Origin of the sequence: Methylobacterium sp. WL18 (assembly GCF_008040015.1) — a bacterium.
In the GTDB taxonomy this organism is placed as follows: Bacteria; Pseudomonadota; Alphaproteobacteria; order Rhizobiales; family Beijerinckiaceae; genus Methylobacterium; species Methylobacterium mesophilicum.
Window position 1 is genome coordinate 1 of sequence record NZ_VRVD01000061.1, and the last position, 15,155, is coordinate 15,155.

General features: G+C 68.1%; 16 protein-coding genes and 2 pseudogenes. 8 read left to right on the plus strand and 10 right to left on the minus strand.

Going from position 1 to position 15,155, the window contains the following annotated elements; all coding sequences use genetic code 11:
* Together FV228_RS08000 and FV228_RS08005 are read left to right on the plus strand one after the other, a co-directional pair.
* A pseudogene (locus FV228_RS08000) lies at positions 1-375 on the plus strand (FAD-binding oxidoreductase); the annotation flags it as partial.
* A 59-nt stretch (positions 376-434) separates the two neighbouring features.
* The gene (locus FV228_RS08005; RefSeq protein ID WP_147854121.1) at positions 435-1,115 is read left to right on the plus strand and encodes a GntR family transcriptional regulator; all 681 of its coding nucleotides are present in this window, start codon (positions 435-437) and stop codon (positions 1,113-1,115) included.
* On the opposite strand, the gene FV228_RS08010 is transcribed toward FV228_RS08005, so the two are convergent.
* A complete protein-coding gene (locus FV228_RS08010; protein ID WP_147854122.1) occupies positions 1,091-2,032 on the minus strand; it encodes a class I SAM-dependent methyltransferase in 942 nt (313 codons plus the stop codon). The genes FV228_RS08005 and FV228_RS08010 overlap by 25 nt on opposite strands.
* Positions 2,033-2,148: 116 nt before the next feature.
* Positions 2,149-2,802: a GntR family transcriptional regulator gene (locus FV228_RS08015; RefSeq protein WP_147854123.1), complete on the minus strand. Its 654-nt coding sequence runs from the start codon at positions 2,800-2,802 to the stop codon at positions 2,149-2,151.
* Between the two features lie 196 nt (positions 2,803-2,998).
* Between FV228_RS08015 and dctP the strand changes: the two genes are divergently transcribed.
* The 4 genes from dctP to FV228_RS08035 all read left to right on the plus strand — a co-directional run bounded on the left by dctP (position 2,999) and on the right by FV228_RS08035 (position 6,398).
* Positions 2,999-4,021, plus strand: coding sequence for a TRAP transporter substrate-binding protein DctP (gene dctP / locus FV228_RS08020; protein ID WP_147854124.1), 1,023 nt, complete (start codon positions 2,999-3,001; stop codon positions 4,019-4,021).
* Positions 4,018-4,707, plus strand: a complete 690-nt coding sequence (locus FV228_RS08025) for a TRAP transporter small permease (protein WP_147854125.1) — start codon at positions 4,018-4,020, stop codon at positions 4,705-4,707. Before dctP ends, FV228_RS08025 begins: the two co-directional genes overlap by 4 nt.
* The gene (locus FV228_RS08030) at positions 4,707-6,059 is read left to right on the plus strand and encodes a TRAP transporter large permease (RefSeq protein ID WP_147854126.1); all 1,353 of its coding nucleotides are present in this window, start codon (positions 4,707-4,709) and stop codon (positions 6,057-6,059) included. Before FV228_RS08025 ends, FV228_RS08030 begins: the two co-directional genes overlap by 1 nt.
* A gap of 99 nt (positions 6,060-6,158) precedes the next feature.
* Entirely contained in the window at positions 6,159-6,398 is a 240-nt protein-coding gene (locus tag FV228_RS08035) for a hypothetical protein (RefSeq protein WP_246693864.1), read from the plus strand.
* A gap of 497 nt (positions 6,399-6,895) precedes the next feature.
* Here FV228_RS08035 and FV228_RS34765 read toward each other — a convergent pair whose 3' ends face one another.
* Positions 6,896-7,027 carry a hypothetical protein gene (locus FV228_RS34765; RefSeq protein ID WP_281406478.1) on the minus strand — a complete coding sequence of 44 codons (132 nt, stop codon included), beginning with the start codon at positions 7,025-7,027 and terminating at the stop codon, positions 6,896-6,898.
* 59 nt (positions 7,028-7,086) lie between these two features.
* Positions 7,087-7,299: a hypothetical protein gene (locus tag FV228_RS08040; RefSeq protein ID WP_147854128.1), complete on the minus strand. Its 213-nt coding sequence runs from the start codon at positions 7,297-7,299 to the stop codon at positions 7,087-7,089.
* Between the two features lie 282 nt (positions 7,300-7,581).
* On the opposite strand from FV228_RS08040, the gene FV228_RS08045 reads away from it, so the two are divergent.
* Positions 7,582-8,049 carry a YbaK/EbsC family protein gene (locus FV228_RS08045; RefSeq protein ID WP_147854129.1) on the plus strand — a complete coding sequence of 156 codons (468 nt, stop codon included), beginning with the start codon at positions 7,582-7,584 and terminating at the stop codon, positions 8,047-8,049.
* Positions 8,050-8,065: 16 nt separating this feature from the next.
* On the opposite strand, the gene FV228_RS08050 is transcribed toward FV228_RS08045, so the two are convergent.
* From FV228_RS08050 to FV228_RS08075, 6 genes are all read right to left on the minus strand, one after another.
* Entirely contained in the window at positions 8,066-8,701 is a 636-nt protein-coding gene (locus FV228_RS08050; protein ID WP_147854130.1) for a PIN domain-containing protein, read from the minus strand.
* Between the two features lie 270 nt (positions 8,702-8,971).
* Complete coding sequence (locus FV228_RS08055) at positions 8,972-9,784, minus strand: enoyl-CoA hydratase/isomerase family protein (protein ID WP_147854131.1); 813 nt, start codon at positions 9,782-9,784, stop codon at positions 8,972-8,974.
* A gap of 26 nt (positions 9,785-9,810) precedes the next feature.
* Positions 9,811-11,031, minus strand: a complete 1,221-nt coding sequence (locus tag FV228_RS08060) for a CoA transferase (RefSeq protein ID WP_147854132.1) — start codon at positions 11,029-11,031, stop codon at positions 9,811-9,813.
* Positions 11,032-11,038: 7 nt separating this feature from the next.
* Positions 11,039-12,331 (minus strand): MFS transporter, encoded by a 1,293-nt coding sequence (locus FV228_RS08065; RefSeq protein ID WP_147854133.1) that lies wholly within the window; start codon positions 12,329-12,331, stop codon positions 11,039-11,041.
* A 221-nt stretch (positions 12,332-12,552) separates the two neighbouring features.
* Complete coding sequence (locus FV228_RS08070) at positions 12,553-13,797, minus strand: MFS transporter (protein WP_147854134.1); 1,245 nt, start codon at positions 13,795-13,797, stop codon at positions 12,553-12,555.
* 482 nt (positions 13,798-14,279) lie between these two features.
* Positions 14,280-14,489: a hypothetical protein gene (locus FV228_RS08075; RefSeq protein ID WP_147854135.1), complete on the minus strand. Its 210-nt coding sequence runs from the start codon at positions 14,487-14,489 to the stop codon at positions 14,280-14,282.
* Between the two features lie 359 nt (positions 14,490-14,848).
* Here FV228_RS08075 and FV228_RS08080 point away from each other — a divergent pair.
* Positions 14,849-15,155, plus strand: a pseudogene (locus FV228_RS08080) (L,D-transpeptidase); the annotation flags it as partial.

Here is a 15,155-nt window from a genome sequence, read left to right on the forward strand (position 1 = left end):
GCGCTGCCGCTCGCGGACCAGGGCGGCCGCGTCGCGCACCTGCACGGACATTGTCACCAGAAATCTTTCGGCGTGATGGGCTCGGTGGAAACGGTGCTGCGGAGCGTGCCCGGCCTCGATGTGCGGGTCATCGAATCGAGCTGCTGCGGCATGGCCGGGGCGTTCGGCTACGGTGCCGAGACGATCGAGACCTCCTTCGCGATGGCCGAGCTGTCCCTGTTCCCCGCCCTGCGCGCGGCGGGGCCCGGCGACATCGTGGTGGCCGACGGAACCAGCTGCCGTCACCAGATTCACGACGGCCTCGGCCTCCGCGCGGAACACGTGGCCCGCCTTCTCGATGACGCGCTCGTGCACGCCCCGCCGCCTCGACACTGAATTGCCGGGCACCTACACATGCACATAGGTTGCTTTGACCGTGCGTGCACCGTGGGCCCATGAACAAGATCGACCCCGGCATCGGGATCAGCCGCCGCTATCTTCACGACGAGGTGGCGGACCGGATGCGTGAACTGATCCGCTCCGGAGAGATGGAGCCGAAGGCGCGGATCAACGAAGGCGAGCTGACGGAGCGTTTCGGGATCTCGCGCACGCCCCTGCGTGAGGCGATCAAGATCCTGGCGACCGAGGGTCTGCTTGAACTCCTCCCCAACCGCGGGGCGCGCGTCGCCAGCATCTCCGAGACAGAACTCGAGGAGATGATGGAGGTGATCGCCGGGCTCGAGGCCACCGCGGGCGATCTCGCCTGCCGGACGATCTCGGACTCCGAGATCGACGCGATCGAGGCCGACCACGAGGCGATGGTGGCGGCCTGGAAGGCGGGGGACGAGGCTGGATATTTCAGCCGCAACCGGCAGATCCACGAAGGCATCATGGCGGCGAGCCGCAACACCGTCCTCGCCAACATCTACGAGAGCCTGTCCGGCCGGATCCAGCGGTCGCGCTACTCCGCCCGGCAGACCCCGGACCAGTGGGCCCGGGCCGTGTCGGAGCACGAGCGCATGATCGCGTTGCTGCGCGCCCGGGACGGCACCGCCGTCGCGACCTTGATGCGCGAGCACATCCGCGGGAAAAAGTCCGTGATTGCAGCCAATTACGGGGTGGTCGAGGTCGACTGAGCCGTCATCTCGAACCAGAACGAGGCGCCCGGGGTGCGGGAATCGTTGGGATAGAGGAACGGTATGTCGGGCCCCGGCCCGCGGGCGGCGAAGACCGCCTCCACCCGGGCGCGCGTCGCCGGATCCTGGCAGAGATACATCACCGGGACGGTCACCCGGAACGGCGGCGCCCCGCACATCAGCATGGCGGCCAACAGGTACTGCTCGTTGTAGAGCCGGCAGTTCCACGCGGCCGGGTAGTCGTCCGGGATGAAGATGTCGTGGATCTGCACGATCACGCCCGGGGCGAGCCGGGGCATGACTTCGAAGAAGAACACCGTCACGTCGGAATTGGCGAAGGATCTGTGTGATCCGTCGAAGAAAACGATGTCTCCGGCGCGCAACTCTTCGAAGATCGTCAGGTCGCAGCCTTCGAGGGGCGTGCGAAGCGTCGTGTCGCAGAGCGCATCGATCTCGCGGCGGGGCATCGGGTCGATCGAGGTGATCGTGGTCGGCAGCTTCAGCGCGTCGATCGTGTAGCGAGCAAAGCAGGTCGAGCAGCCGGACCCGATCTCGAGGTAGCGGGCCGGCCGCTTCCACGCAAGCATGGTCATCAGGGCGGCCGCGTCGAGGGCCGTGAACCACGTGTTGTTCCAGTGCGGCGTCGCCGGATCGCCGATGGCGGGATCGTGGGGGACGCCGTGGAGCAGGTCGGCCTGCGCCTCCAAAGCCGTCAGGAACGCGTCGTAAGCCACGCTCTCCCGGGCCAGGACCGAGCGGAGCTGACCGTGCGGCGCGCGGCCGGGCGTCCAGCGGGAGGACGGCACCACCGGGTGATAGTCGTGGACCGTATGGCTCCAGCGGAACGGCTCGGTGCTCGCCCGGAAGATGTCGAGTCCGGCGCGGCGCCCGGCGCTTCTCACGATGTCCTTCAGCATGACCATCCCCGATTTCTTGGGACGAACATGCCGGCAGCTCAACTTCTAGTCGAGTCTGATCGGCAAGCTAAGCAATTTTCGCCGGGGTTTACGGTTAAGCTGGCCGCGCGACACGCTCAGGCGGCGCTCGGCGTCCGGAGCCCGGCCACCAGATCCGTGAAGCGGTCCCCCTGGACGATGACGTGGCTGCGCAGGGCTTCGGCCGCCGCGACCTCGTCGCCGGCCAGGATCGCGGCCACGATGCCCTCATGTTCGGCCAGCGATTGCGGGAGGCGCTGCCGGACCCGCAATTGCAACCTGCGGTAGGGCGCAAGCCGACGGTGCAGCGACAGGGCCTGCTCGGCCAGGAAGGCGTTGCGGCTCGCCCGGTAGACCACCGTGTGGAACACGTAATTCTCGGCGTAGTAGCTCTCGGTATCTTCCTGGGCCATCGCCGCCTTGCAGCCGGCGAGTGCCGCCTGCAGGGCCTCCGAATCCTCAGGGACCAGGCGTCGGGCGGCGAGCCGGCCGCAGGCGGCCTCGATCTCTGCCATGGCCTCGAACATCGCGAGCAGCAGGTACGGCTCCGGCGCGCTCACGATGGCGCCCCGCCGCGGCTTGGCCTGGACCAGGCCGGTCGCCGCCAGTTGCAGCAGCGCCTCGCGGATCGGCGTGCGCGAGACGCCGAAACGCAAAGCCAGCTGATTCTCGTCGAGGCGCGACCCGAGCGCGAGGTCGCCCGAGACGATCTCGTCCTCGATCCGCTGCCTCAAGCGCTGAGCGTGGCTCATCCCTCCGGTCCCTCTGCGCCGACAACGGGCGCTGCGTGCGTCGGCTTCCTGAAACACCGTCCGACGTTCCGCCAGTCACATATGCTTCAGTGTTGACAAAATATACAAGAGCGTCTTTCGTGCATACAACCATCGCAAATCAGTATTGCGATGCACAAAAACGGACGCCGCCAAGTGTGCGGTGCGGGAGAGAGCCATGACGCCGACACGTCGTACGCTGGTCGCAGCCGCCCTCGCGGCGCCTGCCATCCTGAGATTCGGCCTCGGCGCCGCGCAGGCCGCAACGGTCCTGAAGCTGTCGCATCAGTTCCCCGGCGGGACCATCGACGAGGGCGATTTCCGCGATCGGATGTGCCGGAAATTCGCCCAGGCGGTCGGCGAGCGCTCGAAGGGCGCCCTGGAAGTCCAGGTCTATCCGGGCTCTTCGCTGATGAAGACGAACGCTCAGTTCGGCGCCATGCGCAAGGGCGCGCTCGACATGTCGCTCTATCCGAGCCCTTACGCGGGCGGCGAGATCGCGGAGCTGAACATCGGCCTGATGCCGGCGCTCGTGACCTCCTACGCGCAGGCTCTCGCATGGAAGTCGGCCCCCGTGGGGCGCAAGCTCACCGAGCTGCTGGAATCCAAGGGGATCGTGCTGGTCTCCTGGGTCTGGCAGGCCGGCGGCGTCGCCAGCCGCGAGCGGGGGCTGATCGCGCCGGCCGACGCCAAGGGCATGAAGGTCCGCGGCGGGTCCCGTGAGATGGACCTGATGATGAAGCAGGCCGGTGCCGCCACCCTGTCGATCCCGTCGAACGAATCCTACGCGGCGATGCAGACCGGTGCGTGCGACGCGGTGATCACCTCGTCCACCAGCCTGATCTCGTTCCGTTTGGAAGAACTCGCGAAGGCGCTGACCTCGGGCCGCGAGCGCTCCTACTGGTTCATGCTCGAGCCGATCATGATGTCCAAGACGGTGTTCTCCGGCCTGCCGAAGGATCAGCAGGACCTGATCATGGCGGTGGGCGCCGAGCTCGAAGCCTTCGGGCAGGCCGGCGCGAAGGAGGACGACACCCGGGTCGAGCAGATCTTCTCCAAGGCCGGCGCCAAGGTCTCGCAGCTCGACGAGCAGTCGCTGAGCCAGTGGCGGGAACTAGCCCGGGAGACCGCCTGGAAGGACTATGCAGGCCGCAACGCGAGCTGCGCGGAGCTGCTGAAGCTGGCGGAGCAGGTCGCGTGAGCCACGGCTTCGACGCCGCCACCGCGCTGCCCGACGCGAAGGGCGCCGAGGAGCCGCGCCTTCCCGGCCTGCTCGGCCTGTTCGACCGGGCGCTGCGCGGCATCAACCGCGTGATCCTCGGCCTCGGCGGGCTCTGCCTCGTCGGCGCCTGCCTGGTGCTGAGCCACAGCGTCGTGGTCCGCTACCTGCTCAAGGAGCCCACCGATTGGCAGGACGAGATGGCGGTCTTCCTGATCGTCGGGGCGACCTTCTTCTCCGCCGCCGGGGTCCAGGCCAAGCGCGGCCACGTCGCGATTGAGGCGCTGACCGGCCTGCTGCCGCCGGCGGTCAACCGGGTCCGGCTGCTGCTGGTGGACGTGATCAGCCTGATGTTCTGCCTGTTCTTCGCCTGGAAGAGCTGGTCTCTCGACCACGAGGCCTGGATCGACGGCCAGACCTCGCAATCGACCTGGGGTCCCCCGCTCTGGATCCCCTACACGCTGATGGCCGCCGGCATGAGCCTGTTGTGCCTGCAATTCATCCTGCAGATCGCCGAGGCTCTGGTCTACGGGCCGCGGGCGGCGGGCTGGGCCAAGCCGAAAATCGGCATCGGCGCCGACGTCAACAAGGATATGCGCGACGCGCCCGGGGTCACCCCCCAGGGGCCCGATCCGATGGGCCGGACCGTCGACGCGAGGGTCAAGTGATGAGCACGGCGGCGATCGGCTTCCTGTATGCGGGAGCCACCCTCGGGGCGATGCTGTCGGGCATCCCCATCGCGTTCGCGCTCGGCGCGGTGGCGCTGGCCTTCATGGTCGCGTTCATGCCGAGCGCCTCCCTCGATACGGTGGCGCAGAATGTCTACGAGGAGATGGCCTCGATCACCCTGCTGTCGATCCCGCTGTTCATCCTGAAGGGCGCGGCGATCGGGCGGTCCCGGGCGGGCCAGGACCTCTATTCGGCGATGCATGCTTGGATGCACCGCATCCCCGGCGGCCTCGGCATCGCCAACGTCTTCGCCTGCGCGCTGTTCGCCGCCATGGCGGGCTCGAGCCCGGCCACCTGTTCGGCGATCGGCTCGGCCGGCATCCCGGAGATGCGCAAGCGCGGATACTCTCCGGGCTTCGCCGCCGGGATCATCGCGGCCGGCGGCACCCTCGGCATCCTGCTGCCGCCCTCGATCACCATGATCCTGTATGCGGTGGCCTCCGAGCAGTCGCTCGGGCGCCTGTTCCTGGCCGGCATCGGGCCGGGGCTGCTGCTGGTCGCCCTGTTCGCGACCTGGGCGATGTACCGGTTCCGCTCGGAATTCTCCGCCGCCAAGGCGGTGCTGGAGCGCGGCGGGCCGGCCTCGCCGATCCTGGCCGACGAGCAGTACAGCATGGCCCAGCGCTTCTCGACGCTGCCGCGGGTGCTGCCCTTCGTGGTGCTGCTCACCGGCGTGATGGTGGCGCTCTACGGCGGCTACGCCACGCCCTCGGAGACGGCCGGTCTCGGCGGCCTGCTGGCGCTCGGGCTGATCGCCGCGATCTACGGCGTGTGGCGGTTCCGCGACGTCAGCCCGATCCTGATCGCGACGCTGCGTGAATCGACCATGCTGATGCTGATCATCGGGATGTCGCTGCTCTACGCCTACGTGATGAGCTACCTGCACCTGTCGCAATCGGCGGCCGCCGCGATCGTGGCGATGCAGCTCTCGCCGTGGGTGCTGCTGGTGACGATCCTCGGCCTGGTGATCGTGCTCGGCTTCTTCCTGCCACCGGTCTCGATCATCCTGATGACCGCCCCGATCATCCTGCCGCCCCTCAAGGCCGCGGGCTTCGACCTGGTGTGGTTCGGCGTGGTCATGACCATCACCATGGAGATGGGGCTGATCCACCCGCCGGTGGGCCTCAACATCTTCGTCATCAAGAACATCGCCCCCGACATCCCGCTCTCGGACATCATCTGGGGCACCCTGCCCTTCGTGATCCTGATGGCGGTGGCGATCCTGATCCTGTGCCTAGTGCCGGGCATCGCCATGTGGCTGCCGGACCTGCTCCTCGCGACGACGCGGTAGTGCCGGACATCCAAGCCAACGGCAGCGCCGGTCATCGTGGCTGCGTGACCGGCGCCGCTGCCCTATCTATCCGGGATGACCGACCTTCAGACCATCCAGATGCTGCACACGGCGAACGTGATCGCCGAGGACGAGATCGACGCCAGCGTCGAGGCGTTCCTCGCCGGGGCGGTGGGCGAGCCCTACCGGTTCCGCAGCGGCCACCGACTGAACCTCGTCAAAGCGGTGCGCAGCCACCCCGGTGCCCAGGAATTCGTCGGGCGCGCCAATATCGGCACGCAATTGAAGCGGCCGTTCGTGCGCGCGGCGATCCTGCAGGCGCGGCCGTTGAAGGGGTGACGCCGGGACGGGGAGTCTAGGGTCGGTTCGACCAGGCTGTTCCAACCCCATCCGGCCGTCCCAAAAGACGTGCCGTTGCAGGGCTCGGAAGGGTCGGCTGGACGTCCACGCGAGCCCTTGAGCGTATTGGAGTTCTTCTCCCGCGCGGGCAGGCGGATTCACCGATCGGGCCGGGCAGTACGGGCACAGGATTCAGCGGGAGTCGCCTTTCCGATGGGACTCCGGATCACTTAGCTTGGGATGTTCATCTTTTCAGCGGGTGGGAAAAGCTTTGTCTTTTCTCCATGCGGTGGCTGAATCGAAGCTGCCAAGCGCCGTCATCCCGGTGCCGCGCCGCGGTGCCCGGAATCCACGACGTGTCACGATCGAAGCTCAATGCACCGTCGATCGGAAGCCCCTCGCAAACGGATCTTGCGAGACGTGATTGACACGCCTCGCACCGCTGCCGGCGTCGCGCGAAGAGCGATGCCGCCGCGCGAAGCCCGATCCGACGGAATTCAGCGTCCCTCGGACTTCTTCACGGCCGCGGAGACGGGGTTCTTCTGCGAGGGCGCCGCCGCATTCATCTTCGGCACCGCCTTCTTGGGCTTCTTCGTCTCGCGGTTGCTACGCTGCTTCTCGGAGGCCATGCGGTCGATCCTTGGGTTCAAGACGGGTGACGTGACGGAGCGGTCGCGGCGGCGATGGCCTACGGTTTGACATGCGCGATGAAGCGCCCGCGGGCCCAGAGCTCGATGCGGTGACCATCGAGCAGGGTGGTGGCGTGGCGCTCGGCCGCGTCGTCGTCCAGGGCGTCCACCGGGACCGTGGAGCGGACGCTGCCGTTCGCGGCGAACCGGTAGGCCTGATAGGTCGTCGCCGCGCCGGACGGCGTGGCCGGGAATGCGAGGAGGGTTGCCATGTTTTCGTCCGCCGATCACAGGCGGGGACATGCCGTCCTCAGTCACCGGAGCCTGTTGCCGCTCTTCCGGTAATGCGGCGAGCCTGCGCCCAAACCGCCACGAAAGATAGTCGCTTCGCAGCGGCGCATCCCGATTCGGCGCGCAGTTGGCTGCAGGTCGAACCGCAGCGCTTTCTCGGCCACGCTCGCATCCTCTATGACCGGCGACGCGGATGGTCCGGATGCTTCGCTGATCTACCGGCCGCCCTCGCCGCGACCCGCGTTACTCGAAGGACACCTTCCATGAGTCTTGAGACGGTCCGTGCGTTCTTCGCCGACAAGGCGCCCGACATCACGGTCATCGAGCTGGCCACCAGCACCGCGACCGTGGCGGAAGCCGCAGCCGGCCACGGGGTCGCCCCGGCGCAGATCGCCAAGACGCTTTCGATCCGCATCGGCGATCAAGTCGCCCTGGTGGTGACCCGCGGCGACGCGCGCCTCGACAACAGGAAGGCGAAGGCCGTGTTCGGCGGCAAGGTCCGGATGCTCGATCTCGGCGAAGTCGAGTCGCTCACCGGCCACCCGGTCGGCGGGGTCTGCCCGTTCGGGCTTGCCGCGCCGCTGCCGGTCTATTGCGACATCTCGCTCCAGGCCTTCGACGAAGTGTTTCCTGCGGCCGGCAGCACGAACAGCGCCGTGCGCATCCCCCCCGGCCGCATGGCCGAGTTGACCGGTGCCGCCTGGGTCGATGTCTGTCAGGAGCCGGGGTGAGCGGCGGCCCGGCGCATCAGGGATAGCGCTGGCGCAGCGAACCTGGGTTCGGCCGGCATCCGTTCGCGAGCCAAGCAACCGCATCGATCGGGTGGGCCACGACGAGCGATACACCGTCGGCGCGCTCATGGAGCAGGGTGAAGAGCTGGCGGGTCGTCCCGTTCGAGCGGCCGACGCGCTGCGTGTTGCGACGCTCGGAGTCGTTCGTGACGAAATCCACGAGGTTGTCGGTGACAAGCAGATCGACCCGGTCAGCGATGCAGAAGGCCAACACGCCCGCATCCTCGCGGTCGGTCATGGCGAGCTGGTCGCGCCCCGCCGTCAGCACGGCCGGATGCAGCCGTTCCGGACCGCAGCGCATCAACCCGTCGACGACCTGAGGAAACCCTTCGGCGAGGTGGTCCGGCAGGCCCTGCCGCTTCAGCACCCGTTCGAGGGTGCATAGCATCTCGCGCGAGACCGTCAGTTGAAGGGATATGTCTCCGGCTGCGTAAGCTTGCACCATCGCGACCAAGCGCATGGGTGCAGTACCGGTTCGGCCGCGCTGCAGAGCCAGCAGATAGGCGATCCAAACATTCACATCGAGACAGATACGCAGCACCGATCGCGGCGGCGCGCGGCCGCCATCGGCAGTCCCGATGCCTGCGCTCACGTCCTCTGGGTGCTGAGCGCGGTGGCAGCCTCGAGAAGGTCGAGGTCGCTCACAGCGTCCGTGTCGGTGTCCAGCGGGTTTGCGGCGGCGATCAGCGCGGCGACGCGCTCGAAATTTCGGCGCGCTGTCTCAGCCCGAGCCGCATCCTCCCCCGCGCCTGTTCGGGCATCGGGCTCCGTCGGGCGGGTACGGGGGAACTCGGACAGCGCCATAACAGAAGGGCCGTATCTCTCATGTGCCGCGCGAATGTAACGCTACGCGGTCAGGCATTCAACGGCCGCTCCAGTCCGGCGTGCGCTTGCCCAGGAACGCCTCCATGCCCTCGCGGAAATCCTGGCTCATGTAGCACAGCAGGATGAGGTCATCGCCGGGATGCGGCGCGCCGTCGGCGGTGGGCTCCTCCTCGGCGAGGCGGCGCAGGCCTTCCTTGGTGGCCTGCATGGTGAGCGGCGCGTGGCCGGCGAGGAGCTGCGCCAGGGCGTCGACCCGGTCGGTCAGGGCTGCGCGGTCGTCCACCACCTCGCCGACGAGGCCGATGGACAGCGCCTCTTCGGCGCCCACGAGGCGCGCGGTGAAGATGATGTCCTTGACCCGCGCCGGCCCGATCAACCCCGAGAGCCGCTTGAGGTTACCCTGGCTGAGGCAATTGCCGAGCGTCCGGGCGATCGGAAAGCCGAATCGGGCGTCACGGGTGGCGATCCGCAGGTCGCAGGCCGCCGCGATGGCGGCGCCGCCACCCGTGCAGGCCCCGGCGATCGCCGCGATGGTCGGGACCCGCAGCCGCTCCAGGGCGCCGAGCACCCGGTCCATGAAGCGCTCGTAGCCCAGCGCGTCCTCGGCGGTCTCGAAGCTGCGGAACTGGGCGATGTCGGTGCCGGCCGCGAAGGCCTTGTCGCCGGCGCCGGTGATGATCAGCGCCTTTACGGCCGGATCGGCGGCGATCGCCTCGCAGCAGGTGATCAGCCCCTGGTACATCGCGAAGGTCAGCGCGTTGCGGGCCTGCGGCCGATTGAGGACGATCCGGGCGATCCCGGCCTCGTCCGTGGTGAACAGCAGCTCGTCGGTGGCGGGCGTGGCACTCATCGCTGCGTCTCCGGGTACGGGAGGGATCAGGCCGCGGTCTCGCGGACCACGCCCCTGTCGATCAGTCCGTCGATCTCGGCGGCGGTGTAGCCCGCCTCGGCCAGGATCGCCCGGGAATGCTCGCCGAGCAACGGCGCCGGGCCGTGGACCCGGCCGGGCGTGTCGGAAAACTTCACCGGCAAGCCGAGCGTCTTCATCCGGCCGACCCGGCTGTGCTCGACCTCCACCACCATCTCGCGGGCGAGCGTCTGCGGGTCTTGGTGCATAGCGTTGACGTCGAGCACTGGCCCCGCCGGGACGCCGCCGGCTTCCAGGCGCGCCAGCCAGACCTCCGAGGTTTCCGCCGAGAAGATCGGCGCCAGGGTGGCCGCGAGTTCGTGGCGGTTGGCCATGCGGTCGCGGTTGAGGGCGAAGCGCGGATCCTCGGCCAGGGCCTCGGCATCGACCGCCCTGAGCATCCGCAGCCAGTTGGTCTGGTTGGCCGCGCCGATGGTGATCCAGCCGTCGGCGGTCTCGAACGCCTCGTAGGGGGCGTTCAGCGGATGGGCCGAGCCCATCGGCCCCGGCGCGATCCCAGTGGCCATGGCGATGGCCGATTGCCAGTAGGTGTGGGTGATGCCGGCCTCGAACAGCGAGGTGTCGACCGCCTGGCCCCGCCCGGTCTTCAGCCGGTGGGTATAGGCTGCGAGCACGCCCATGGCGGCCAGGATCCCGGCGGTGATGTCGGTCACCGGCGGCCCGCACTTCATCGGCGGCCGTCCGGGCCCCTCCCCGGTCACCGACATCAACCCGCTCATGCCTTGCGCGACGAGGTCGAACCCGGCGCGGTCGGCATAGGGCCCAGTGCGGCCGAAGCCCGAGAGCGAGCAGTAGACGAGCGCCGGAAACTCCTGCCGCAGGGTTTCATAGCCGATACCCAGGCGCTCCATGGTGCCGCCGCGGTAATTCTCGATCAGCGCGTCGGCGGTCCCGAGCAGGCGGCGCAGAACCGCCACGCCGTCCGGGTTCTTGAGGTCGAGGCTCAGCCCGCGCTTGCCGCGGTTCATCATCATGTAGGCGGCGCTCTCGCCCTCGAGCGCCGGCGGGACGGTGCGGCGGGTGTCGTCGCCGTCCATCTTCTCGACCTTGATGACCTCCGCGCCCATGTCGGCGAGCATCAGCCCGCAGACCGGGCCGGCCATGATGTGCGCCAGCTCGATCACCCGCATGCCGGCGAGCGGCCCGGAACGTCCGGCTGTCTCCACCATCGCGGCGCTACTCCCCGGCCGGCGCAGGCGCCACGGGGCCCACCGGCCCGGTGACGGGTTCAACGAATTCGCGCTCGGGATGCATCGTGAAGGCGAGGGCCGCCCCGAGCAGGCATAGGCCGACCGATCCGACGAACGGCAGCGTCCAGCTCCCGGTCAGGTCGACGATGAGCCCGAACACGATCGGCGAGACGATCGCCGCAATGGCCGAGCCGGTGTTCATCAGCCCGCTGGCGGTGCCGGCATATTTCGGCGCGATATCCATCGGCACCGACCAGATCGGCCCGATCACCAGTTCGGCGAAGAAGAATCCGGAGGACAGCAGCAGCGCCACCAGGGTCAGGTCGCGGGTAAGGAACACACCCGCCAGGCTCGCGGCCGCGCCCAGGAATCCGACGACGATCACCGACAGGCGGGCGAGCTTCACGTTGCCGGTGCGATGGAGGATCGAGTCGCTCAGCATGCCGCCGACCGTATCGCCGACGACGCCGGCGAAGAAGACCCCCGACGCGAACAGGGCCGAGTTCTTGAGGTCGAGGCCGTAATTCTCCTTGAAGAAGCTCGGCAGCCAGCCGAGGAACAGCCACAGGGTCCAGCCGTAGCAGAAATACGTGATTGTAACCGGGAGCATGCGCCGGGTGAGCGGCCCCCACGGCACCGATTGCTTCGCCCCGACCTTGCGAGGCGGCGGCAGCGCGTCGAGTTCCGCGGCGGTGATCTTCGGGTGATCGGAGGGGTCGTCGCGGAAGTACAGGTACCAGATCACCACCCAGATGAAGCTGATTCCGCCCAGGATCACGAAGCTGGCGCGCCATCCGAAATGGTACATCAGGAACGCCACGATTGGCGGCGCCACGGCGTTGCCGAGCCGGGCGAAGGCGTGGGTGATGCCCTGCGCGAAGCCGCGACGGCCCGGCGCCGTCCAGTTCTGCATGGCCCGGGTCGCGGTCGGGAAGGTCGCGCCCTCGCCGAAGCCGAGCAGCACGCGAGCCAGGAACAGGCTGACGAGGCCGCCGACCAAGCCGGTCAGGATCGTGGCCGAGGCCCAGATCATGCCGCAGACCAGCAGCGTGCGCCGGGCACCGAACTTGTCGCCGACCGATCCGCCGATAACCTGAAAGATCGCGTACGGGTAGGCGAAGGCCGACAGGATAAGACCGAAGTCGGTCTTCGACATGCCGAATTCGCGGATGATCTCGGCACCGGCGGTCGCGATGTTCACCCGGTCCAGATACGTGATGAAATACATCACGCAGAGCAGGCCGAGCACGGCGTTGGTGGCGCTGACGCGCTTCAACATCGACCATTCCTCCCTAGCAAACGCCGCGTTTCGCGGTCGCCTCGCGCCGCATCCGAAGGGACGTGCGCGTTTTGGTATTCGTTATTCAAACGCCTCTTGCACCGGAAGGCAACCATGCGTCGAGGGGGCTCGGCACGAATTCAATTTGAACGGCGGAAACGAAAAACGGGAGCCTCGCGGCTCCCGTCGGACGTTTGCGGGTCTGGATCGTGTCGACCCGCTCAGACCGTCGCCGGCTGGAGCTGACCGGTCTCCGCCTCGCTGCCCAGCGCCTTGCCGCGCGGACCGACCCAGCTGCCGACCCACTTGCGCTGCCACAGCATCAGGCAGCCCAGCACCGCCGCGGTGAACACCGCGTAGCCGACGAAGCCGAGCGAGAACGATCCGGTATACTGCTTCGACAGCCCCATGACGTTCGGCAGGATCGCGCCGCCGAGCGCGCCCACCTCACCGATCATCGAGCCGGCGACCGCCGTGTTGGCCGGCCAGCGCAGGGGCACGAGCTGGAACAACGCGCCGTTGCCGGCGCCGAGCGCCGCGAAGCAGAGCATGAACAGCAGCGTGGTCACGGCGAGCGAGGGCGTCGCCATCAGCGACAGGAAGGTCGCGATCGCCGCGAGCAGCACCACCGACAGCACCGCGATCCCGCCCATCCGGTCGGCGAAGTAGCCGCCGACGATCCGGATGCCCGAGCCCATGAAGGCCGCCAGCATGGTCAAGCGGCCGGCCTCGACCTTCGTGACCGAGAACTGCTCGTAGAAAAAGGTCGGCAAGAAGTTCGACAGGCCGACGAAGCCCCCGAAGGTGATCACGTAGATCAGCGAGAACGCCCAGCCGTCCTTGGTGAACAGGCAGGAGACGTGCTCCTTGAACGACTGGTGCGCGGTGTCCGGCGGCTCCTTGGCGAACACGATCATGACCGCCAGCGGAATGAGCATCACGACGCCCGCGAAGGCGTAGGTGGTCTGCCAGCCGTAGGCCTGCGCCAGCGGCGGAGCGAACAGCACGGCCAGCACGGTCCCGGAATTGCCGGCCCCCGCGATGCCCATCGCCAAGCCCTTGTGCTCCGGCGGGAACCAGCCCGATCCGAGGGACAGGGCCACGCCGAAGGAGGCACCCGCGATACCGAGCAGCACGCCCATGGCGAGCACGTCGTTGTACGAGGAGACCGCGAAGAAGCCGTAGGCCATCGCCATCATGATCACGGTCATCTCGGTGATCGCGGCGTTCTTGCGGCCGATATACTGGGCCAGGATCCCCAGCGGGAAGCGCATCAGCGCACCGGCGAGGATCGGCAGCGAGATCATGAAGCCGGTCTGGGCCGGCGTGAGCTTGTAGGTCTCGGTGATGAACGGGCCCATGGCGCCGTTCAGGACCCAGATGGCGAAGCAGAAATCGAAATAGAGGAACGCCGCAAACAGGGTCGGGGGGTGACCCGACTTCATCGCCGTCTTGAAGCTGGCCATAGCTGGTGCTCGTCTAAGTGAGGCGAACCGCCAAGCGGTCGCTCATGCCGGGGATCCGGACTCACACCGTCCGCTGTTTGGAGCGTCGTTGCTCCGCCGCCGCAGCAGGGCGCGGCGCTTCGGCAAAGCAGCATGCGTGCCAATTCGCTTGGAGGAAGGACGTTCTGATGAACGCGCCGGCCGGTACGGCCTCCGGTCGGCCGACGCCGTCTTTGCGAGCGCAGCGAAGCAACTCAGTGCGGCGCGCGGTCTCCGAACCTGGCGTTTCCCCAGGTTGCTGCGCTGCGCTCGCACTGACGAGGCGGATCGACGGGACGGACGGCAACCCAAACCCGCCATCCCGACGTCAGGGCTCAGATAGGCCGTCTTCTAAGATCGGAAAAAGTTGGTCCTGCTGCAGAACATGCTCTCGCCCGAATGCGGGATTGCCGCCGATACAGGCACCGCTGCTTCGGAATCGTGCGGCACCTGGAACCACCCCATCAGCGGCACGACACCACAGTACGGACGATCCAGCCCTCCTGGGGCACCCAGAACTTGCGGCGGGCGCGGCCGCAATCGCGCTCGGGCTGGGTCCCCGAGGTCCAGGTTCCGGCCGGCTCCGTGACCTTGGGCGGTTCCGCCGTCACGGCGCGGCGGGCCTGCGCGCCCGGTCCGAGAAGCAGGGCCGCAACCAGAATTGTAGCGCTCACCAACACACGCGCGTGCACGGCCAAGACCCTTCGCCCGGCGGGGATGCCGGTGGGTGGCATCAACCGGAGGTTGCCGGCCGGCGCAAGGCCGATGCCGCTCGGAACCGGATTCGTCCCGCCCGTTCCTGCATCAGGGTGAACGCGCGGGCAGGCGGTTGAGGCAGGAACGCAACACAAGTGCGGAGAAGTACACGCGGCGACATCAGACTTCGCCCGGTGAGGACTCGTGCAACTTGGCGATGCCGCGTGATCTTTGCTAAGGCCTGGAATGAGCTTGGCCGTGTATTCGTGCTGGCCTGCTCGATCGCGCGCCGCCGCACGCTCCCGGTGACGCCGCGCCATCCAGGGAAAACCGCGCCATGTCCGCCCCGATCCGCCGCCTATTCCTGGCCGGCTTCACCGTCCTCGCGCTCGCCTCGACGGCCCACGCCCAAGGTCGCGGCCCGGTCGCCGAGTCCGGGATCGACGGGCTCGGCGACGACGGCCAGCTCTATCAGGACCAGAACGGCGCGTTCTACGTCCGCCGCGGCGACCGTTATCTGCCCTATACCGGCCGCCCGCCGGTGGTCCGTCCCGTTCCTCAGGCCGCTCCGGCGCCGCAGGCGGCCCCGGTCTACGCTCCGGATTTCGACGACCCGACCGCGCCGCCCCGGCGCGCCGCCGGAA

Excerpts from the sequence above, each read along its gene's own strand:
- FV228_RS08005 (WP_147854121.1), top strand. The coding sequence starts at position 435 with ATGAACAAGATCGACCCCGGCATCGGGATCAGCCGCCGCTATCTTCAC.
- FV228_RS08010 (WP_147854122.1), bottom strand. The coding sequence starts at position 2,032 with ATGCTGAAGGACATCGTGAGAAGCGCCGGGCGCCGCGCCGGACTCGAC.
- FV228_RS08015 (WP_147854123.1), bottom strand. The coding sequence starts at position 2,802 with ATGAGCCACGCTCAGCGCTTGAGGCAGCGGATCGAGGACGAGATCGTC.
- dctP (WP_147854124.1), top strand. The coding sequence starts at position 2,999 with ATGACGCCGACACGTCGTACGCTGGTCGCAGCCGCCCTCGCGGCGCCT.
- FV228_RS08030 (WP_147854126.1), top strand. The coding sequence starts at position 4,707 with ATGAGCACGGCGGCGATCGGCTTCCTGTATGCGGGAGCCACCCTCGGG.
- FV228_RS08035 (WP_246693864.1), top strand. The coding sequence starts at position 6,159 with ATGCTGCACACGGCGAACGTGATCGCCGAGGACGAGATCGACGCCAGC.
- FV228_RS34765 (WP_281406478.1), bottom strand. The coding sequence starts at position 7,027 with ATGGCCTCCGAGAAGCAGCGTAGCAACCGCGAGACGAAGAAGCCCAAG.
- FV228_RS08040 (WP_147854128.1), bottom strand. The coding sequence starts at position 7,299 with ATGGCAACCCTCCTCGCATTCCCGGCCACGCCGTCCGGCGCGGCGACG.
- FV228_RS08045 (WP_147854129.1), top strand. The coding sequence starts at position 7,582 with ATGAGTCTTGAGACGGTCCGTGCGTTCTTCGCCGACAAGGCGCCCGAC.
- FV228_RS08055 (WP_147854131.1), bottom strand. The coding sequence starts at position 9,784 with ATGAGTGCCACGCCCGCCACCGACGAGCTGCTGTTCACCACGGACGAG.
- FV228_RS08060 (WP_147854132.1), bottom strand. The coding sequence starts at position 11,031 with ATGGTGGAGACAGCCGGACGTTCCGGGCCGCTCGCCGGCATGCGGGTG.
- FV228_RS08065 (WP_147854133.1), bottom strand. The coding sequence starts at position 12,331 with ATGTTGAAGCGCGTCAGCGCCACCAACGCCGTGCTCGGCCTGCTCTGC.
- FV228_RS08070 (WP_147854134.1), bottom strand. The coding sequence starts at position 13,797 with ATGGCCAGCTTCAAGACGGCGATGAAGTCGGGTCACCCCCCGACCCTG.